The organism is Micromonospora sp. RTBAU3-60 (assembly GCF_054963695.1).
In genome coordinates, this window is sequence record NZ_JBUEGB010000095.1 from 1 (window position 1) to 19,311 (window position 19,311).

Annotated in this window: 21 protein-coding genes and 2 pseudogenes; 8 read left to right on the forward strand and 15 right to left on the reverse strand. The window is 69.0% G+C overall.

Translation table 11 applies throughout. The annotated features are described in order from the left end of the window. The 3 genes and pseudogenes from ACY34I_RS37315 to ACY34I_RS37325 form a co-directional block, all read right to left on the reverse strand. Window positions 1-460, reverse strand: a pseudogene (locus ACY34I_RS37315) (hypothetical protein); the annotation flags it as partial. Between the two features lie 36 nt (window positions 461-496). After that, window positions 497-853: an SDR family oxidoreductase gene (locus ACY34I_RS37320; RefSeq protein WP_462759874.1), complete on the reverse strand. Its 357-nt coding sequence runs from the start codon at window positions 851-853 to the stop codon at window positions 497-499. After that, window positions 838-1,008: a hypothetical protein gene (locus ACY34I_RS37325; RefSeq protein WP_462759875.1), complete on the reverse strand. Its 171-nt coding sequence runs from the start codon at window positions 1,006-1,008 to the stop codon at window positions 838-840. Before ACY34I_RS37325 ends, ACY34I_RS37320 begins: the two co-directional genes overlap by 16 nt. 294 nt (window positions 1,009-1,302) lie before the next feature. On the opposite strand from ACY34I_RS37325, the gene ACY34I_RS37330 reads away from it, so the two are divergent. Then, window positions 1,303-3,474 carry a HelD family protein gene (locus ACY34I_RS37330; RefSeq protein WP_462759876.1) on the forward strand — a complete coding sequence of 724 codons (2,172 nt, stop codon included), beginning with the start codon at window positions 1,303-1,305 and terminating at the stop codon, window positions 3,472-3,474. 437 nt (window positions 3,475-3,911) lie between these two features. Here ACY34I_RS37330 and ACY34I_RS37335 read toward each other — a convergent pair whose 3' ends face one another. From ACY34I_RS37335 to ACY34I_RS37355, 5 genes are all read right to left on the reverse strand, one after another. Next, window positions 3,912-4,586 (reverse strand): response regulator, encoded by a 675-nt coding sequence (locus ACY34I_RS37335; RefSeq protein WP_462759877.1) that lies wholly within the window; start codon window positions 4,584-4,586, stop codon window positions 3,912-3,914. After that, on the reverse strand, window positions 4,583-5,887 hold the full coding sequence (locus ACY34I_RS37340; protein WP_462759879.1) for a sensor histidine kinase: 1,305 nt from the start codon (window positions 5,885-5,887) through the stop codon (window positions 4,583-4,585). Before ACY34I_RS37340 ends, ACY34I_RS37335 begins: the two co-directional genes overlap by 4 nt. Next, complete coding sequence (locus ACY34I_RS37345) at window positions 5,884-6,744, reverse strand: ABC transporter permease (RefSeq protein WP_462759880.1); 861 nt, start codon at window positions 6,742-6,744, stop codon at window positions 5,884-5,886. Before ACY34I_RS37345 ends, ACY34I_RS37340 begins: the two co-directional genes overlap by 4 nt. Beyond that, entirely contained in the window at window positions 6,741-7,667 is a 927-nt protein-coding gene (locus tag ACY34I_RS37350) for an ABC transporter ATP-binding protein (protein ID WP_462759881.1), read from the reverse strand. Before ACY34I_RS37350 ends, ACY34I_RS37345 begins: the two co-directional genes overlap by 4 nt. A gap of 182 nt (window positions 7,668-7,849) precedes the next feature. Then, a complete protein-coding gene (locus ACY34I_RS37355; RefSeq protein ID WP_462759882.1) occupies window positions 7,850-8,860 on the reverse strand; it encodes a cation diffusion facilitator family transporter in 1,011 nt (336 codons plus the stop codon). Here ACY34I_RS37355 and ACY34I_RS37360 point away from each other — a divergent pair. Continuing rightward, a complete protein-coding gene (locus ACY34I_RS37360; protein ID WP_462759883.1) occupies window positions 8,846-9,001 on the forward strand; it encodes a hypothetical protein in 156 nt (51 codons plus the stop codon). The two genes, ACY34I_RS37355 and ACY34I_RS37360, sit on opposite strands and share 15 nt — an antisense overlap. Window positions 9,002-9,066: 65 nt before the next feature. Beyond that, window positions 9,067-9,426: an ArsR/SmtB family transcription factor gene (locus ACY34I_RS37365; RefSeq protein WP_462759884.1), complete on the forward strand. Its 360-nt coding sequence runs from the start codon at window positions 9,067-9,069 to the stop codon at window positions 9,424-9,426. A gap of 8 nt (window positions 9,427-9,434) precedes the next feature. On the opposite strand, the gene ACY34I_RS37370 is transcribed toward ACY34I_RS37365, so the two are convergent. Next, window positions 9,435-9,695: a hypothetical protein gene (locus ACY34I_RS37370; protein WP_462759885.1), complete on the reverse strand. Its 261-nt coding sequence runs from the start codon at window positions 9,693-9,695 to the stop codon at window positions 9,435-9,437. Window positions 9,696-9,778: 83 nt separating this feature from the next. Beyond that, window positions 9,779-10,447, reverse strand: coding sequence for a TetR/AcrR family transcriptional regulator (locus ACY34I_RS37375; RefSeq protein WP_462759886.1), 669 nt, complete (start codon window positions 10,445-10,447; stop codon window positions 9,779-9,781). A 101-nt stretch (window positions 10,448-10,548) separates the two neighbouring features. Here ACY34I_RS37375 and pdhA point away from each other — a divergent pair, with 101 nt between their 5' ends. From pdhA to ACY34I_RS37390, 3 genes are read left to right on the forward strand one after another with little or no spacing between them, the layout of a single operon-like run. Further along, complete coding sequence (pdhA, locus tag ACY34I_RS37380; RefSeq protein ID WP_462759887.1) at window positions 10,549-11,652, forward strand: pyruvate dehydrogenase (acetyl-transferring) E1 component subunit alpha; 1,104 nt, start codon at window positions 10,549-10,551, stop codon at window positions 11,650-11,652. Further along, window positions 11,649-12,647, forward strand: coding sequence for an alpha-ketoacid dehydrogenase subunit beta (locus tag ACY34I_RS37385; RefSeq protein WP_462759888.1), 999 nt, complete (start codon window positions 11,649-11,651; stop codon window positions 12,645-12,647). The genes pdhA and ACY34I_RS37385 overlap by 4 nt, the downstream gene beginning before the upstream one ends. A gap of 10 nt (window positions 12,648-12,657) precedes the next feature. Continuing rightward, window positions 12,658-13,953 (forward strand): dihydrolipoamide acetyltransferase family protein, encoded by a 1,296-nt coding sequence (locus ACY34I_RS37390; RefSeq protein WP_462759889.1) that lies wholly within the window; start codon window positions 12,658-12,660, stop codon window positions 13,951-13,953. A 297-nt stretch (window positions 13,954-14,250) separates the two neighbouring features. On the opposite strand, the gene ACY34I_RS37395 is transcribed toward ACY34I_RS37390, so the two are convergent. Beyond that, window positions 14,251-15,624 carry a DUF4303 domain-containing protein gene (locus tag ACY34I_RS37395; protein WP_462759890.1) on the reverse strand — a complete coding sequence of 458 codons (1,374 nt, stop codon included), beginning with the start codon at window positions 15,622-15,624 and terminating at the stop codon, window positions 14,251-14,253. A 96-nt stretch (window positions 15,625-15,720) separates the two neighbouring features. Here ACY34I_RS37395 and ACY34I_RS37400 point away from each other — a divergent pair, with 96 nt between their 5' ends. Continuing rightward, window positions 15,721-16,605 (forward strand): hypothetical protein, encoded by an 885-nt coding sequence (locus tag ACY34I_RS37400; RefSeq protein ID WP_462759891.1) that lies wholly within the window; start codon window positions 15,721-15,723, stop codon window positions 16,603-16,605. A 4-nt stretch (window positions 16,606-16,609) separates the two neighbouring features. After that, window positions 16,610-17,323 carry a class I SAM-dependent methyltransferase gene (locus ACY34I_RS37405; protein WP_462759892.1) on the forward strand — a complete coding sequence of 238 codons (714 nt, stop codon included), beginning with the start codon at window positions 16,610-16,612 and terminating at the stop codon, window positions 17,321-17,323. 189 nt (window positions 17,324-17,512) lie between these two features. Here ACY34I_RS37405 and ACY34I_RS37410 read toward each other — a convergent pair whose 3' ends face one another. The 4 genes and pseudogenes from ACY34I_RS37410 to ACY34I_RS37425 all read right to left on the reverse strand — a co-directional run. Next, window positions 17,513-17,791, reverse strand: coding sequence for a DUF1963 domain-containing protein (locus ACY34I_RS37410; RefSeq protein WP_462759896.1), 279 nt, complete (start codon window positions 17,789-17,791; stop codon window positions 17,513-17,515). Between the two features lie 346 nt (window positions 17,792-18,137). After that, complete coding sequence (locus ACY34I_RS37415) at window positions 18,138-18,320, reverse strand: hypothetical protein (protein WP_462759893.1); 183 nt, start codon at window positions 18,318-18,320, stop codon at window positions 18,138-18,140. A 289-nt stretch (window positions 18,321-18,609) separates the two neighbouring features. Then, window positions 18,610-18,765, reverse strand: coding sequence for a hypothetical protein (locus ACY34I_RS37420; RefSeq protein WP_462759894.1), 156 nt, complete (start codon window positions 18,763-18,765; stop codon window positions 18,610-18,612). Window positions 18,766-18,945: 180 nt separating this feature from the next. Beyond that, a pseudogene (locus ACY34I_RS37425) lies at window positions 18,946-19,311 on the reverse strand (site-specific integrase); the annotation flags it as partial.

Genomic DNA, 19,311 nt, shown 5'->3' on the forward strand with positions numbered 1-19,311 from the left:
AACGGTCAGGCGGGTAAGCGTCCGGAGGGACACGCACCAACGGACCGGAGGCTGCCCCGCGCAGCCCACCGACACCAGGGCGTGAACACGACCAGCACACCCACCACCGGCCACCGGCCGCGAGGAGCCGCCCTGGGCGCGGGATTCCACCTGCACGCCCACGCGACCCCACCACGGTGGGAAACGATCCCGGAAACCCAATCCGACTCAGGATCACTAAGCTGATCAGGGACGCTGCGGTGTTGCGCGCCGCCCACTCGGCGAAGGTGCGGGGTGAGCGGCCGAGGATCCGCTCGACGTCGGGGCTCACAAGCTGCTCAGCGGGCTTCGGCGTGCCCAGGATGTTCAGGGTGTTCTCCACGACCGGCTCGGGCATGAACTGCAGCATCTGTGCCCGAGCCTCCGCGCGGCTCTGCGCGACGAACCGCACTGGCTCACCGAGCGCGTCGGCGATCGCCATCGCCTGCTGCCGGGGATGCGATCGGTGCCGGCCCGGTCAGCACATACGCCTTGCCTGGTGGCCGGCGTCTCGCAGCGCCACGGCGGCAACTTCGGCGATGTCGGTGGGGTCGATGGTTGGTAGCGCGACATCGCCGAATGGTGCGGCGATCATCCGTTGCATGCGGATCATCTCGGCCCAAATAAGCGTGTTGGAGTGAAAGCCTCCCGGCCGCAGCAGTGTCCATTCCAGGTCCGACTGCGTGATTGGGTCCTCGAGTGTTGAGGGGTGGCTTCCCGTGGCAACGCCTTGGGAGGACAGCAGGACAACCCGGCGGATCCCGCCTGTCCGTGCGACGTCGAGGACGTCGCCGCCGGCCGATACGAAGTCGCCCGAGGTCAGTAGGAACAGCACGTCGGCACCGTCGAGTGCGGGCGCAAGGCTCCCGGCTCCGGGGTACGGATAGCGGGGACGCTGCCGAGCAGTGGGAACAGCAGTTGGCTGTCGTGCACGTTCGCGGCGGTGACCAGCACCGCCAGAGGGCAGACCAGCCCGGTCGCAGATGACATGGATCTTGCTACCCGGTTTGCCGCGGTCGACCGGGTTCGGCCCGGTCAGATCGACCCCGTGTCCGCCCGCACGCCGATCGAGTCGACCACCGCCCGCGACCAGTCGATCCGGCGGTCACTGCCGAGACTGCTTTGGCTCTGAGGCCACAAGCGGCTCCGAACTGCAAGACATTGAGATTCCCATCTCCGCCGACAGGGTTCCTGGTCGCCGAGGAGAAACTAACTCTATGCTTGCCGCCGGAATACCTCCGGCTCATCCGGGCCGAGGGAAAGCGCCAATACAAGGATTTGCGAATGCGCCGGAATTTTGCTCTGAATAACGGCACTGCTGGCGCCAGCAAGGTAACACCAAACGGCGAACCGCCGACCTCTACCGCAGAGGGCGTCGCCCGCCGATCCGCGGTTGCTGAGGAACAAGAGTTTCTCGACTTGGCCACAGCCCGGCGCGACAGGCTTGTCGACCACCTACAGGCCGAGCTCTCGTCAGAGGCCCTGGACGCGTTGGATCGGGCCCGGCAGCGCATGCTCCGCCAGCAGTACGAGGAGCTACGGCGAGCACGGGAAGGGCTGGTCTTCGGCCGCCTCGACGGCCTTGATGGCACCGTGCGGCACGTAGGCCGTGTCGGTCTCCGCAACGACGGCGAGGACAGTGAGCCGCTGCTGGTGGACTGGCGCGCTCCCGCAGCTCGGCCGTTTTACACCGCGACGGCTGTCGACCCACAAGGTCAGGCACGGCGCCGTCACATCCGCACGACGGGATCGGCCGTCGTCGGCGTGGACGACGAGCCACTGGATGGGACCATAACGGCGGAACTCGTCGGTGAAGGGGCTCTACTGGCCGCCTTGGACCAGCGGCGCACCGGTCGCATGTCGACGGCGATCTCGACGCTGCAACGCGAACAGGACGACATCATCCGGGCCGAGGCGACCGGCCCGCTGATCGTTCAGGGCGGTCCCGGCACCGGCAAGACCGTGGTTGCCCTGCACCGCGTCGCCTATCTGCTGTTCGCCCACCCAAAGATGGCCGACCAAGCGGTCCTGGTCCTCGGCCCCTCGCCGCGGTTCCTCCAGTACATCGCCCAGGTGCTGCCCGCGCTCGGTGAGACCGCCGTCGTCTCGGCGACCTGCGACACTCTGCTGCCCGAGATCCGCGTGGGTCGCGAAGAGAGCCGGCTTCTCGCCGAAATCAAGGGCCGCGCCCTCTGGCAACCCGCGCTCGAAAACTACGTCACGTCGCTGCTCCCCCGGCCCCGTGAGCTGAAGCTGCGCTGGGAGGGTGAGTTCTATGTCATCACAGCCGCCACAGTGGCACAGGCGCTCGCCTCGGCGGTGCAGGGACGCCCGTACCACCGCGCCCGCGCGGCGTTCGCCGAGCAGTTGCACCACCTCCTTGCCGAAGCCGTCGTCGAGCAGCGCGAGGCGCTGATGAACGAGATGGAGGAGGGCTTCGAGGACATCCTCGCCCGCGTCGACAGGGGAATGCAGCATGACCACCATTTCGGCAGGAGGTCCACCGGCAGTGACGTCGACGGATTGCTCTCCGAGGAAGAGATAGAGAGCCTTCGTTATCGTATCGCGGGGAACGCCACCATCGCCCGGTTCATCGAGGCATGGTGGCCCACCCTCGACGCCGAAACCCTACTGTGTGATCTCCTGACCGACCGCACCGTGCTAGCTCGGTTTGCCCCGCAGTTGTCCATGGAGGAGATCACGGCCGTCTCGGCCGAGCCCGCACTGTGGGCATCGAGCGACATCCCCCTGCTCGACGCCCTCGCCGACCTGCTAGGCGAGGTCGAAGCCCCGCAACCACAGGGCGAGTTCGTCGCCGACCATGCTCGCCGGCAGCGCGACTGGGTGTACGGCCACGTCGTCATCGACGAGGCGCAAGAGCTGTCCGAGATGCAGTGGCAAATGGTCCTACGGCGTTGTCCCAGTCGCTCCATCACCGCGGTCGGCGACATCGATCAGGCGGAGGCAGCACACCGGCACACCAGCTGGGCACAAGCGGTGCAGGCTGCTTTCGGAGACCGCTGGACCGGCGCGGAACTCACCATCTGCTACCGGACCCCGCGTGAGGTTATGGACCTCACCGAACCCGTCTTGAAAAAAGCTGGCAGCCACAACGCGCCACCACGGGCGGTACGCTCCTCCGGCATCGCCCCCTGGGTGCTCACGATCACGCCCGCCGAGCTTGCCGGCGCCGCCGCCCAAGCCGTGCGACAGCTGCAGCAACGGTGGCATGGCGGTACGGTCGGCGTCATCGCCCCCGCCGACCGCATCGCCGAACTCCTAGCCGTACTGAGCGATGTGCCGGTGCTCACCGCGACCCAGTCCAAGGGACTGGAATGGGACGCGACATTACTCATTGACCCCCAGGGCATCGCCGCTGAACCACGCGGCTGGAACGGCCTCTACGTCGCGCTCACCCGATGCACCCAGGAGCTCGGACAGCTGGTGCTCAGGTAGCAATCGCCACACCCATGGACAGAATCTCCGGATGTTGGGCGCGTCCTCGGGACGTGAGGATCGTTCTGTCTGAACGTGAGCAGGGATGAGCACCCGGATCGGCGCTGTGGACATGAGCGCCTCCCGGCGGGTGCTGCGCCGACGCCGACGCCGACGCGTGCCAACCATCGAGGGGCGGTAGGCACGCGCCGGCGTTGGTTCAGATGGCGTGGATGTTCGCGGCCTGCGGGCCCTCCTGTCGGCCGGCGACGCCGCCCACGTGCACTCCCAGTTCTACGGTCGTCGACCTCAAGGCACAATTCGCACAATGTCGAGCCGGCCCCAACCACGAGGCGGATCTCGTCGCTTGGCGCGCGACCCACCCGCGTGCGGCCTGTCCGACTACGCCTGCCGTGTGCGGTGTGCATGCCCGATCGGTCGCCGGATCTCATGGACTGTCATCCGCCGGTGTTCGGTCGGGTGAGTCCCTGGTCGTAGGCAAATATGACGGCCTGTACGCGGTCGCGGGCACCTATCTTGGCGAGGACCTTGCCGACGTGGGTCTTCACGGTGGACTCCGACAGCACGAGCCGCTCGGCGATCTCCCGGTTCGTCCAGCCGCTGCCGATCGCCACCAGGATCTCGCGTTCCCGGTCGGTGAGGCTGGCCAGCCGCGGGTCGGTGCGGCCCGGCTGCGAGGGGCCGGTGGCGAGCTGGCCGGCGAAGCGGTCCAGCAGTCGGCGGGTCAGCGCGGGCGCGATGACGGCGTCGCCGTCCGCGACCGCCCGGATGCCAGCCAGAAGCTCCTCGGGGCGCGCGTCCTTGAGCAGGAAGCCGCTGGCCCCGGCGCGCAGGGCGGCGTGCGCGTACTCGTCCAGGTCGAACGTGGTCAGCACGAGCACCCGGGACCGGTCGCCGGCCGCGACGATGCGTCGGGTGGCCTCGATGCCGTCCATGCCGGGCATGCGTACGTCCATGAGAATCACGTCGGGGTGCAGCTGCTCGGCGCGGCGCACCGCCTCGGTGCCGTTGCCGGCTTCCCCGACGACGTCCGTTTCCTCGTTGTTCTCCAGCAGCATGCGGAAACCCAGCCGTTGCAGGGGCTGGTCGTCGACGATGAGCACGGTGATCATGTCCGGCCTTCGAGTGCGGCGAGCGGGGTCAGGTCGAGGATCGCCCGCACCGTCCAGCCTCCGCCGGGGCGCGGGCCGGCCTCGACGGTTCCGGCGTACAGGGCGGCTCGCTCGCGCATGCCGGCGAGTCCGTGCCCGGGTTTCGCGGGCGGCGGTGGCGGGCGGTCGGTCGACTGGGGGCCGGTGTCGTGCACCGTGATCTGCAGCCGCCCGTCGGTGGCGGTGAGGCCGACGTCGAGGGCGGTGTGCGGCCCCGCGTACCGCAGCGCGTTGGTGAGCGCCTCCTGCGCGATCCGGTACGCGGTGAGCTGTACCCCGGGGTCGAGGGCGTCGACGTTGCCGGCGGTGCGGTAGACGACGTCTGGTCCGGCCGCCCGGATGCGCTCGCACAGGGCGCTGATCTCGGCGACGCCGGGCTGTGGGTGGAGCTCGGCGGCCTCGGTCTCGTTGCGCAGGACGCCGAGCACCCGGCGCAGTTCGGCGAGGGCCTGCCGGCTGGTGTCGCCGATGAGTTCGAGCGCCTCGCGGCCGCGTTGCGGGTTGCCGCCGACCGCGTATGCGCCGCCGTCGGCCAGTGAGATGATCACCGACAGGCTGTGGCCGATGATGTCGTGCATCTCCCGGGCCACCCGGGTGCGTTCGGCCGCCGCGGCAAGCCGGCTGCGCTGGTCGCGCTCGATCTCCAGACGCAGCGCCCGGTCACGCAGCGCGGCCAGCTGTGCCCGGCGGATGCGGATGGCGACACCCAGGGCGGCGGCCGCGGTGGCGGCGCTGTAGAGGAAGAACAGCGCGTCCCACGGCGTCACGACGGCGGAGGCCCGCCAGGCGACCAGGGTCATCGCCGCGGCGACGGTCAGCCCGGCCCAGAGCAGCCGGGCCGGATGGACCCGCAACACGAGGCTATAGATGGCGATGAGCAGCGCAACGTCGGCGCGGAGCAGCACGCCGAGGGACCATTGCAGGACGAACACCGCAGCGATGGCGTAGAACGCGGCGGTTGGCGCCCGCCGACGCCAGAACAGCGGCAGGACGAGGCCGAGCTGCAGGGCGACCATGACGGCCAGGGGCGGATGGTTCAGCAGGACCCGCAGCTCCCGCCGCTCGTCGGTGTGGACGAGGTCGGGAATGCAGAACACCAGCAGCACCGCGGCGACCACCGCCGCGTCGAACAGCCATGGCCGCCGGGCGTCGAGCCGCCGCAGCCGCTGGCCGAGGCCGGCGAGCCGGTCGACCAGCGGATGGGCGGCGAGGTGGTCGGTGCCGGCGGAGCTCATCGTCACCGGCCCTCTCGCGATGGTCATGCGTCCTTGCGTACCAGGCGGTGGGCTCCGCCGGCCAGCGCCAGGGCGGTCCAGCCCAGCAGGACCAGCGCGCCGGTCCCCGCGGACAGCGTGCCCGGCGCGTGGTGCAGCGCGTACAGCGACTCGCCGGCGTTGCTCGGCAGGTAGGGGCCGATGTTGTCCTGCCAGGAGGTCGGCAGCAGCGACAGCAGCCCGGGCACCAGCAGCAGCGTGGCGACGAGCACCGAGATGGCCCCGGGCACCGAGCGCATCAGTATCCCGAGCGCGGTCCCGATCACCCCGACGAGGCTCAGATAGAGGCCGGCGCCGAGCAGCGACCGGGCGACGCCGCTGTCCGACAGGGACATGTGGGCCGGGGTGCCGTTCACGACGGCGTTGACGATCAGGAACCCGCCGAACGCGCCGGCGACGCCGACGACGAAGGCGACCACGCCGTACACGGCGGCCTTGGACCACAGCACCGGCAGCCGGCGCGGCACCGCGGCCAGCGTCGAGCGGATCATGCCCGTGGAGTACTCACCCGCGGCGACCAGCACGCCGAGCACGCCGAGCGCCAGCTGACCGAACCGTACGCCGAACAGCGTCAGGGTCACCGCGCTCGCGTTGACGAACTCCCCCGAGCCCGCCCGGGTGCCGCCAGAGGTGGCCAGCGACTTGTACCGCACTGCCGCGATGCTGCCGAACACCAGCAGGCCGGCCAGCCCGAGGGCGAGCGTGATCCAGGTGGAGCGCAGCGTCCACAGCTTCGCCCACTCCGAGCGGAGCACCCGCCGCCCGGTGACCTTGTACGCGGGCCGCGACACCGGCCCGGCGCCGGCTCCGGCTCCCGCGGCGCGAACTTCCGTAACAGTGCTCATGCCGTCACCCCGCTCGTCACGGTGCCGTGGTACTCCACGGCGTCCCTCGTCAGATCCATGAACGCCTCCTCCAGCGATACGTGCTTCGGGGTGAGTTCGAACAGGGCGATGCCGTGCTCGGCGGCCAGGAGCCCGATCTGCCGTGCCGACAGGCCGCTCACCTGCAGCTGCTCGGAGCCGGCCCGCCCGGTGATCTCGATGCCCGGGCCGGCCAGTGCGGCCCGCAGCCGGGCCGGGTCCGCGGTGGCCACGGTGACGGTGTCGCCGCCGGCCTGGCGCACCAGGTCCTGCACGGTGGTGTCGGCGAGCAGCCGCCCGCGCCCGACGACGATGAGGTGCTCGGCGACGAGCGCCACCTCGGCCATGAGGTGCGACGACACGAACACTGTGCGGCCCTCGGCGGCGAGCCCGGCGAGCAGGTTGCGTATCCACAGCACGCCCTCGGGGTCGAGGCCGTTGACGGGCTCGTCGAGCATCACCGTGGCCGGGTCGCCGAGCAGCGCGGCGGCGATGCCGAGCCGCTGCCCCATGCCCAGCGAAAACGACCCGGCGCGCTTGCGCGCCACGGACTGCAACCCGGTCAGCTCGATCATCTCGTCGACCCGCCGCCGCGGGATACCGTGGGTGTGGGAGAGGACCATCAGGTGGTCGAACGCGGTGCGGCCCGGGTGGATCGACCGCGCCTCCAGCAGCGCTCCGACCTCCTGCAGCGGCGCCGTGTGGCGCGCGTACCGGCGGCCGTTGACGGTCACCGACCCGCTGGTCGGAGCGTCCAGCCCGATGATCAAGCGCATGGTGGTGGACTTCCCCGCACCGTTCGGCCCGAGGAACCCGGTCACCATGCCGGGCTTCACCTCGAAGTCGAGGCGGTCGACCGCCGTCTTCTCGCCGTACCGCTTCGTCAGCTGCCGTGCCTCGATCATCGACCATCCCTCGCCTCGACCCCGCCGCGTTTCCGGCGTCCCGTCAAGGACGTTAGAGACCGAACGCCCTCCGGCGGCGGTACCACGGAATGATCTCCCGGTTCCGGCGTAGTACCGCAGTACCCGCTGGCGCCGTCGCTCTGCTGCCGGCCTTGGGAAACGAGGGGCTGTTGTGGTTCGTTTCAGAGTGCGGGCACGGGCGCGTCGGCGTCGTCCGCCCGATCCGCGGCGGGCGGGAGGTTGCGGCGCTGGTGGGACAGGTCGGCGTGGTGGTGTGCGCCGGCGTGGCTGTCCGGGTCGGCGTGGACGGTGGCGCTGGTCAGCCGCGGTACGGCGTGGGTGAGCTGGTGCTCGGCGTCGGCGGCGATCTCGTGCGCGGCGACGAGGCTCAGGTTCGCGTCCACGACCAGGTCGGCTTCGGCGTGCAGGCGGTGCCCGATCCAGCGCAGCCGCACTGCGGCGACGTCGCGCACACCGTGCACCGAGCGCAGGGTCTCCTCGGCCTGGTCGACGATGGCCGGGTCGACGGCGTCCATGAGCCGCCGGCACACCTCGCGGGCGGCGTCCTTGAGCACGAAGGTGATGGCCACGGCGATGACCAGGCCGACCACCGGGTCCGCCCACCGCCAGCCGAGCCAGGCGCCGGCGGCCGCGACGACCACGGCGAGGGAGGTGTAGCCGTCGGTGCGGGCGTGCAGGCCGTCGGCGACCAGCGCCGCCGAGCCGATCCGCCGCCCCACCCGGATGCGGTACTGGGCGACGAGCTCGTTGCCGATGAATCCAACGACCCCGGCGGCGAACACCCACGGCAGGTGGGTGACCTCGGTCTGGTGCAGCAGCCGAGTGACCGCGGTCCAGCCAGCGCCCACCGCCGACGCGGCGATCACCACCACGATGACGATGCCGGCCAGGTCCTCGGCGCGACCGAAACCATAGGTGTAGGCGCGGGTGGCTGCCCGTCGGCCGAGCAGGAACGCGATGCCCAGGGGTACGGCGGTCAGTGCGTCGGCGACGTTGTGCAGGGTATCCCCGAGCAGGGCCACCGACCCCGACATGACGACGATGACCGCCTGCGCCAGGGCCGTAATGCCGAGGCCGACCAGAGAGATCCACAGCGCCCGCAGGCCCTCCCGGGAGGACTCCAGAGCCGGGTCGACCTTCGCCCGGGAGTCGTGCGAGTGCGGGACGAGCACGTGCCGCAGCCGATGCCACCACGCCCCGGGCCCCCGACCGTGGTCATGGTCATGGTCGTGACCCTGGCCCGCCGTACGGTCGTGGTGGTGCGCCGCCGCGTGGTCGTGGCTGTGGTCGTGCTGCTGGTCCTGCACGGCTGAGACTCCCCCAGATTCGGCCAGCGCAGTCAATTCCCCGCCGGCTTCCGCCCGCATATTATGTGCTCATGTACGCACGCGACAACGTTGCAGATGCCAATGACCTGCAACAACGCCTCCCGGACGACGACGAGGTAGAGGCGGCGACGGACATGCTCCGGATGCTTGCCGACGGCACGCGCCTGCGCCTGATGTGGCTGCTCAGCTCCGCCGAGCACGACGTCACCACCCTGGTACGGGCTGTGGGGGTCGCCCGGCCCGCGGTATCGCAGCATCTGGGCAAGCTGCGGCTGGCCGGCCTCGTGACGATGCGTCGCGACGGCCGGCGCGCGGTCTACCGGGCGCGGGGCGGACACGTGCGGCGCCTTGTTTCCGAGGTGATGCAGGCCGCCTCCCACCGGGTGACCGGCGCACCCGAGCACGACTGACTTGACCCCTACCGCCGGGTGATCGACCCAGTGGCCTGCCCGATCCCGTCCACCGTTCGCGCCGCGGTCGCACATGTCGCGGTATCGGCACAGGAGTGGGCCGCCTGCAGGGGGCGCAGCGCCTGCCCACCAGAGGTCACCGCGAGCACCGCGGCGGCAAGCACCCCGGCGGCGACCAGTGCTCCGTGGGACAGGCGTGGGTTGCGCAGCGGCGGGATGTAGCGGCTCAGCACGTCACCCAGCATGAACATGCCCACAACGGCGATCATCGTGGCAAACAGCAGAAGCAAGGCAACAGGGCCGGCAAGAGGTCGTAGTCGATCTTGATGCCAGCGAGCAGGAGCGGACGCTCCTAGGATCCTGCGTTCTCGGCGATTCCGAGGATGCGGAGCACCGTGTCGGCTTGTCTGCGAGCCTGGGCGCGGGTGGGCGCTGGGGCCAGCCCGAGCAGGCGCCGTCGGTGGTGCTCGCCCAGCAGTAGGCCGAAGATCGCTTCTGCCTGCTCTTCTGGTGAGCTGTCCGGTGGTCCGGGAACGTCGGCGACGCGAGTGGCGAGGAGTTGGATGTAGCCGCGGGGCCCGCTGGTGTAGAAGCGTTGGGCCAGGTCGGGAAACTGAACGGCCTCCGCGATCATCAAGCGGTGCAGTCCGATCGCCTCGTCGGAGTGCAGGGCGAAGACGAGCCGTGCGCCGAGCTCTGCGAGCGACTCGTCCCGGCTGGTGAGATCGGTGAGAGCGACAGTGCGGAAGCGCTCGATGGCTGCGGTGAACACCTCCGCCTTGTCGCCGAAGTAGGTGTAGATCGTCCTCTTGGTCACGCGGGCGGACGCCGCAAGCTCATCGATCGACGCCTGGCCGTAGCCCTTGGACACGAACAAGGCGACCGCGGCATCGAGGATCTGATCGCGCCGTCGTTCCCGCTCCTGCGCAGTAGGGCGCCCGCGTTTGCGTGGTGTCGTCTCACCTTGTGCCATGTCGCGTCCCTCACTCGTGCGGTCGCGGTGGGCGACCGTGACCTCCACCCACCCTATAATGACACGCGATCGTTTCATTCTGCGGTAGGGTCTCTTCCCCCGCGGCGGTCACCTCGGCTTCAGAAGAGCCCCAAGCGAGGAGATGCCACATGGCCACCCGGAAGTCCGCCTCACCCGAGCAGCAGAGGCGGTCGCGTCCGACGCGGGAGGGTTCGTTTCCCGCCGTTGAACGGTTGCAGGAGTTCTATCGACAGATGGTGCTCATCCGCCGTTTCGAGGAGCGCGCCGCGCGGTCGTACACGCAGGCCGAGATCGGCGGATACTGCCACCTCAACCTCGGTGAGGAGGCGACGGTCGTCGGTCTGATGTCGGCGCTCGAGCCGACGGACTACCTGTTCACGAACTATCGCGAGCATGGCTACGCGCTCGCTCGCGGTATCGCACCGGGACGGGTGATGGCGGAGCTGTACGGCCGCAGCGGCGGCGTCTCGAAGGGGTGGGGCGGGTCGATGCACCTCTTCGACGCGCAGGCGCGCCTGCTCGGCGGTTACGGCATCGTCGGCGGCCAGATCCCCCTCGCCACGGGCGCGGCTCTCGCGATCGACTACCGCGGCGGGGCGGAGGCCGTCGTCTGCCTCATGGGAGACGGGACCACCAACATCGGCGCCTTCCACGAGTCCCTCAACATCGCCGCCCTCTGGGGCCTGCCGATCGTGTACGTCGTCGTCAACAACGGGCTCGGCATGGGCACCACGGTGGAGAAGGCTTCGGGCGAGCCCGAGCTGTACAAGAGAGCCGCATCCTACCGGATGGCCTCCGCCCGCGTCGACGGCACGGACCCTCTGGCCGTGCGCGAGGCGATGCTCACGGCGCTGACCAGCGCCCGGGCGGGCAAACCGTTCCTGCTCGAAACGATGAGCCCGCGCCTGAAGGGTCACTCGGTGGTCGACCCGGCGAAGTACCGGACCAAGGAGGAAGCGGAGGCGCTCAAGGCAGCCGACCCGGTCGCGGCGTTCGCTGTCCGCCTGCACGAGCAGGGTCTGCTCGACGACGAGGCGATCGCGACGATCGACGAGGAGGCGATGCGCACCGTCGCCGAAGCCGTGGCATTCGCGGAGCAAAGCCCGCACCCCTCGGTCGACACCCTCTTCGACTACACCTACGCCACACCGGTACCGAACGACTCCCGCCGCCTGCCAGGTGAACCGCTCTTCGAACCGGCGCCCTTCCCCCAGATCGGAGCTCCCGCATGAGCATCATGACCTACCGCCAGGCTGTGCACGACACTCTCCGCGACGAGATGCGCCGCGACGAGAACGTGCTGCTGATCGGCGAAGAGATCGGCGTCTTTGAGGGCTCCTACAAGATCACGGCAGGAATGCTCGCCGAGTTCGGCGAGAAGCGCGTGCGCGACACCCCGATCGCCGAGGAAGGGTTCACCGGCGCAGCGATCGGCGCCGCCATGCTCGGCCTGCGCCCCGTCGTGGAGATCATGACGATCAACTTCTCCCTGCTCGCCCTCGACCAGATCGTCAACCACGCCGCGAAGATCTACGGCATGTTCGGCGGCCAGGCCCGCGTGCCGCTCGTGATCCGCACCCCCGGCGGCGGCGGGCAGCAGCTCGGTGCGACCCACTCCCAGAACATCGAGCTGTACTACGCGTTCGTGCCCGGCATGAAAGTCGTCGCTCCCTCCACCCCCGCCGACGCGAAGGCACTGCTCCTGGCCGCGATCCGCGACGACGACCCCGTCCTGTTCCTGGAGAACCTCGCCCTGTACAACACCAAAGGCGACGTACCCGACGACGACACCCCCGCCGAGATCGGCCGCGCCGCCGTCACCCGCCCCGGCTCTGACATCACGGTCGTCGCCTATTCACGCATGGCCGCCGTCGCCCTGGAAGTCGCCGAGAAGCTCGCCGAAACCGACGGGATCGACGTCGAGGTGGTCGACCTGCGCAGCCTCCGCCCGCTCGACCGCGACACCGTGATCGCCTCGGTACGCAAGACCCACTGCGCCGTCGTCCTCGAAGACGACTGGCTTACCTACGGCATCGGCGCCGAGATCGCCGCCACCATCTCCGACGGCGCCTTCGACTGGCTCGACGCCCCTGTGCGCCGCGTCGCCATGGCCGAAGTGCCCCTGCCCTACTCCAAGCCGCTCGAAACCGCGGCCCTGCCGTCCGCGGACGACGTCACCACCGCTATCCGCCAGACCCTCGCCTCCGTCGCACGACGCGCCGAGTAAGGAGCCCTCCGTGATCGACATCCTCATGCCCCGCCTCTCCGACACCATGGAAGAAGGCGCCATCGCCACCTGGCACAAGAAGCCCGGCGAGAAGGTCGAGGTCGGCGACATCCTCGTTGAGATCGAGACCGACAAAGCCGTCATGGAATATGAGGCCTACGAGGCGGGCACCCTGCACGACATCCTCGTCCCCGAAGGAGAACTCGCCTCCATCGGCGCAGTGATCGCCCGCCTCGACCACGGCATCGGGCACCCGACAAGCCCACCGGAAGAACCCGCCACCGACAGCACACCGGCACCCACCGCACCACCGAACTCGCCGAACGACACAATCCATCAGGCCGCAGCACCAGGGGCGGAGGCGCTCCCACCGCAGTCCGAGGCGCAGCCACACGTTCCCCGCGAACGGCTGTTCGCGACCCCACTCGTGCGCCGACTCGCGCGTGAAAATGGGATAAACCTCGATGAGGTTACCGGATCCGGACCCGGCGGGCGGATCGTCCGCGCTGACCTTCAGGAAGCCCTCGCCCTGCGAGAACAGCGCCCCTCCGAGCCCACCTCACCACAAGCGACAGCAGCCGATCCCACAGAACCCGGCGACAGTAGACACAGCACGACGGTCCCCTTCGACTCCACACGACAGGTCATCAGCCGACGGCTGACCGAGAGCAGCAACTCCGCACCACACTTCTACGTCACCGCCGTCGCAGACGTCGAAGAACTCCTCGCACTACGGGCCACCATCAACAGCCACCTCCACGGCCTCGGACGCGGCAAAGTCAGCATCAACGACCTCATCGTCCGTGCTGGCGCCCTCGCACTGAGGCAGCACCCCGGACTCAACGCCTCATACTCACCCGAAGGCCGCGGTCAGACCCTGATCCACGAACGCGTCAACATCGGCATCGCCGTCTCGTCACCGACAGGACTCGTGGTACCGGTGATCCACGACGCCGACCAAAGAACCCTCTCCCAGATCGCCGCCGAGTCACAACGTCTCGCCCACGCCGCGCGAGACCGCAAGCTCACCGGGCCCGACATGGCGCGCGGCACCTTCACCATCAGCAACCTCGGCATGTACGGAGTCGAGCAATTCACCGCGATCATCAACCCACCCGAAGGAGCCATCCTCGCCGTCGGCGCCGCCCTCCCCGAACCCGTCGCGATCGGCGACACCGTAGCCATCCACCGACGCATCCGATACACACTCTCCGCCGACCACCGAATCATCGACGGCGCCCTCGCCGCCCAGTTCCTCAAAACCTTCACCAGCCTGCTCGAACGACCTATGGCACTCCTCGCCTGAACCCGAACCAGACTCTCCCTGCCCGGCCATTAAACGGCCATGTCACCGGCGAACAGCCGGGCAGGGACGTCAGACGCAAGAGTGGCTTCTTCGATGGTGGGAGATGCGCGCAGCCGGCCGGCCGGTGACTGGGCGGCTCGCACACTTGAACCGGCGCACCACCAGCCGATCACCACGGCACAACCGCCAAGCGCGGCATCCGCCAGCCTGCGCGGATAGCGGCCATGCACACGTCGCGATCGCCGAGCCGCCGTCGTTGCAGACGTCCGCGCCATCCCAGCTAAAGCACGAAGGCGGTCACGCCGGTCGATCATTCTGTTCCCGCAGCCAGTGGGCGGCGACCTCGCGGACCTCTGCGGCTGGGTCGTTGAGCGCCTCGCGCACCACGTTCGCGTACCGGTGGGAGTCCTTGCGCCACCACAGCAGGGACAGGACTGCCAGCCTCCGCACGGTGGCGTCCGGGTCCTGGCTGACGGTCTGTCCGAGAAGCGGCAGGACCCGTCGGGCGACGGCGGCACCGAGACGTCGTTCGCCGAGTACGCACACCGCGTGCCGGCGGATGACGACGTGCGGCGAGGCCAGCCCGCGGATCGCTTCGCCCACCTCGTCGACGGTGATGTCGCAGTACCCTCGCCCCGGCTTGAGCTCTTCGGCCAGCGCCGGAACGTACGCCGGCCAGCGCTCGATGACGTCCTGCAGGGGCCGGTAGTCCAACCGCGGTGCGGCGACCGCCTGGTTACGGAAGCTGGTGTACGGTGCGGCAACCGCGCCGACCACGACCTCCCGCGGAAGACGGTCGATCTGGCCCAGCACGAGGTTCAGCCTGCCCAGGCGCGCCAGCGCACAAGCAACCCACGACTGGTCCGGCCCCTCGCACCGGGTCAGCGCCGCGTACAGCGCGCGCACGACGTCGTCGTCGGGCTGGCCAATGTCGGCCAGCAGTTTGGCGGCCTGCCACGCCCGCTCCTTATGAGCCAGCATGGGGATCAGGGCGGGAAACGCGGCCGACCCGAGATCACGCAGCGCCACCTCGGCCTCCTCGCCACTGACCGGGCCGTCGACCGCCGCCAGCCGAACGACGAAGTACCCGGCGCGTTCAGCCACCGGCAGCGCGGCGACCCGCGCCAGCTCGACCGCCCGCTGGTCGTACCCGGGAAAGTACCGGCTCACCTCACGTTTGGTGAGAACGCGTTTGATCAGCGTCTCGTGGTACTCGTCGTCGAGCAGCAACACCACGAAGTCCCGATCGGCGACCCCGCTTGCGCGGAGGGCCGTCCGGGCCCGCTTACCCACGCGGACGAGCATCGCAAGGTATCGGCGAAACGTCGCCTCCCACTGCCGCGTCGTCCCCCGGCACGCCTCCGCGGTCAGTCGCCGTTCCCAATCCCGGGCCAAGTCCTCGGCAAGCCACTCGTCGTCGTAGTACTCCCAATCGGCTGCCCTCCACCGCACATCCGCCTGCTCCTCGACGGGAAGCTGCGCCAACGCCTCCACACTGTTCATCGCGAGGCTGGGCAGGGTGATCCGGCCCTCGGTTTCGCGGTAGATCCGGTCCAGCACCGCGGCGTAGAACCGCTCGTCAGGATGTTCCGCGACGGTCGACCGGACGGCTTGCACCAAGGCGTCAACCAGCACACGCTCGAAGCCAGCCCAGTCCAAGCCCACCGCCACCCCGCCATCCTGCCCCAGGCGACCTCTCCCAGACTCCGGTGGCTGCTCGGAATTCCCGGCTGCTTAACTACGGCCCAGAACATTAGGGTCTTGCCCATGGAAGCAGGGCGGGTGCCGACCGGGCCGTTCCGGTGGGACCTGGTTTCTCCGGATCAGCTCGGCGGCTTGTTGGACGGCGTCGCCGCACCCGACCTGTGGTTCCTGCCGGACCTGGTCGAATGCGCGGGCCGGGTGCTGGCCCGTAGCGCCGATGGCGACCTGTACTTCGTCGGCCGCTCCCCGGACAGCATTTTCGACCTGCTCAGCGGCGCACTCTCCGGCACGGCGCGGCGGGGCCGGTGCCACCGGCTACCGCTGTCGCTGTGGAGCGACCCGCACATGCTGACCCCAGCGGAGGTCGCCCAGTTCCGTATCAACATGCGCAAGCTAGGAATCGATCCGCAACGGCTGGCTCACGGCCGGCGTCCGGTCACCTTCATCGACCTGGTCCACGGCGGGCGCACCTACGCCAACCTGTTCCTCCTGCTGCGCCGGTGGATCGCCGAGGAGAACGCGCCGTGGGCGGTGGTACGCACCAAGCTGCGGTTCGTCGGCATCACCGTCCGGACCAAGACCAGCCCGAACACGTGGCGCTGGTACCAGGCCGCTCCATGGGCGGCGCACCTGCCGCGTAGCGCGCTGATCGGCATATCGCTGAACGGCGGCGTGTGGAGCTACCTGGGCGACCAGCAGGCCAAGTCCACCCGGTCGTTCCCCGTCGCGCGATGGCTCGACCAGGACGCCAACGGACCGGCCCGCGACCCGAAAGCGTTGGCGGCCCTGGCCGAAGCGGTCGCTATGGTCGGGCACGGCCGCTCCGCCGAGGGACGCGCCGGCCTGATCGCCGCGATCACCGCGGAGCCGACCATGCGCGAGGCATGGCTACGGTCCCTGGTCATCGAAATGCGCCGGCCAGCATCCGTCGACCAGCAGCGGCGGTAGAGCAATGGACCTGTTGCCGGACCGGAAGCTGGAGATGTCCTCGGTGGTAGCCAACTGCGCGATGAACCGGGAACGGACCCTGACCGGCTCCAACGGATACGGCCGCGAGCTGGGCCTGGACCTGCTCGCCGAACTACGCAGCCGGACCGCGGGATCGACGGGCCCGGTGCGCTGGCTGGACCTGTGCTGCGGCTCGGGCCGAGCGTTGACCGAGGCCGCCGAACTACTCAACACGCTCGGTGTAGCGGACCGGGTCGAGATCGTCGGCGTCGACCTCGTCGACCACTTCGCCCCCGCATCGCATCCCGCCGTGCGGCTCGTCACCGCTTCCGTGACCGCCTGGGCCCCGCCGGCCGGACACCACTTCGACGTGATCACCTGCGTTCACGGCCTGCACTATGTCGGCGACAAGCTCGCCGTCCTGTCCCGCGTCCCGTCCTGGCTGACCGCCGACGGCATTTTCGCCGCGAACCTCGACACCGCCAGCATCCGACGGGCCGACGGAACCGTCATGGGTAGGCCACTCACCGCGGCCCTGCGCAACACGGGCTTCGCCTACGACACCCGCAACCGGCGGATCACCTACCGTGGCAGCGGCAACCCGGTGAAGCTCCCGTTCACCTACCTCGGTGCCGACGACACCGCCGGCCCGAACTACACCGGCCAACCCGCCGTCAGCTCCCACTACGCACCAACAGAATCACCGCCGGCACGATGAATCCCTACCTGCTCGGGCGACGGCCGAAACCCGGCCACCGTCGTAACCGAGCTGCACCTGCCCGCCCGGCACCAGGGCGAACCGCAGACCTTCCCGTTCGAACAACGCCACGCGGTAGATCCGGTGTGCGTTGGCTCCTACCCTTCGATCTCGGCAGCATCGGCATCAGGGCACTTCACGGGCACGGTCCTAACAGCATTGCCAGGTGAAGGTGGCCCGATCGAAACGGCGGGCCGCGAGATCCTCCGGCCGGATCAGCCAGTAGAGCATCCCGCTATCGCCCCACATCATGTCCGCCGCATCATCGCTGTCGAACTGGGCCAGCAGGACCCACTTGACGGCCTCGTCGCGCAGCGCCGGATCTTCCCACTTGACGTTGCCGCCGAGCACGGCCTGCGCCACCTCGTACTCGACCTCACCCTGGACCGGATAGGCATACCCGCCGAGTTGATGGCCTGCGCCGCGCATGCCGAACAAGGCGCGGCGAAAGTCACTGTTGACGACCGGGTGGACACGACCGGTCTCCTCATCAAAGAGTGCGCCGAACGTGCCGTAGAGGACTGGGTGATCTACAGACGGAGCCGTGGCTACCGGCTCGGCCCTTGCCCACCAGAAAGGTGCACCCGATTTCTGCTATGGATATGACGTAGACACTCACATCCTTGCAGCTCGGGTGCACCTTTCCCTTATCACCCTCGATGCATCAATTTCACTCTGCACGAGCGAGGCTGATTTTTACGCCGGCTGCGAGCAAGCGAGGGCGTACAGATCCGCCGACACGGCAGGTGTCCTCGGCAGGGCGGTCGAGAACCGGTCAACGCTTGAACCTCTCGGAGGCGAGCACAGCCTCGATCAACCGGTGGCAGGTCGCTGTCGATCCGGGGATCTTGCGCTTCGAGACCCCGGCGTCGAGAATCGCTCCGGCCGCTCGCAGGTTCTCGGCAACGTACGTCCTCGCTTCCGTGGCGTCCAGGACCACCTCGTCGTTGACGGCCACCTGGACGACCATCTGACGCTTCTTCTTCGACCACTGATCGACGCGCATACCCTGGTGTTCCGGCGCGCCCAGACGATGCCGGGGTACAGGAACACCAGGAGCAAGCCGATCTGATCGTCACCGATGTTCCCGTCGCTCCGCTCATCGTGCAACGTCAGCGCGATGTTCCGGGCCGCGTTCGCCGCGCTTCTGACGTGCACGTTCGCGATCCGCCCGCCGCCCTCGACACCACCGATGTCAAGGATTAGGCGGTCGTCATTACCGGACCCGGACGACATTTGCCAGCCTCCTATTGCAAGTCCGGAATGGAGATGTCGTGCTTGTTCGTGAACCAGTGGATGAATTTCCAATCGTCCGCCGACGGCCAGAGTTCACCGGCCAGCCCCTTCTCATGGTTGGCCTGACCCGGGAATCGCGATACCAACCACGTCTCGAAGTCCTTCATCTCTCGTCTGGCCCCGTGGCCAGGACCACCATCTGCAGGCCGCCCAGCTTCGACTTCGAGTACCTCGTCGCCGGCGTGGCCGTGATCCCCCGCTTGGCGACGACCCTGGACTCCGGCGCGACCAGAGCGTACAGATAGGCTGGCTCGTCGCTGTCCAGGCTGTTGCCGTGTGGCGTCCCGTCACCGCAGTTGTGAACCAGGACCGGCGTGGTGCCGGCCAGCACATAGGGCGTCGAGGATGACGTCGTTGCCGCTGGTCCGCGCCACCGCGTTGATCGCCTCCAGTTCGTGCGGCGTCAAGGCGCGGCGTGTGCTCGGGAGGCGGCGGGGTTTGGCGACGCGGTGGGCGGGACTGGCCGAGGCGTCGATCAGGCCGTCAGCGACAGCCCGGGAGTAGAAGGCGCGGGCGGCGGCGATGACGTGCTCGCCGGCGTGCCGACCGTTGCGGCTGTTGCGCCGCGATCGCGCCGTAGCGATCATGTCTTGTTTCATCGCCTCGATGTCGCTGGCCGCGACGCGGTTCAGGGGCCAATCACCCCACGCGGT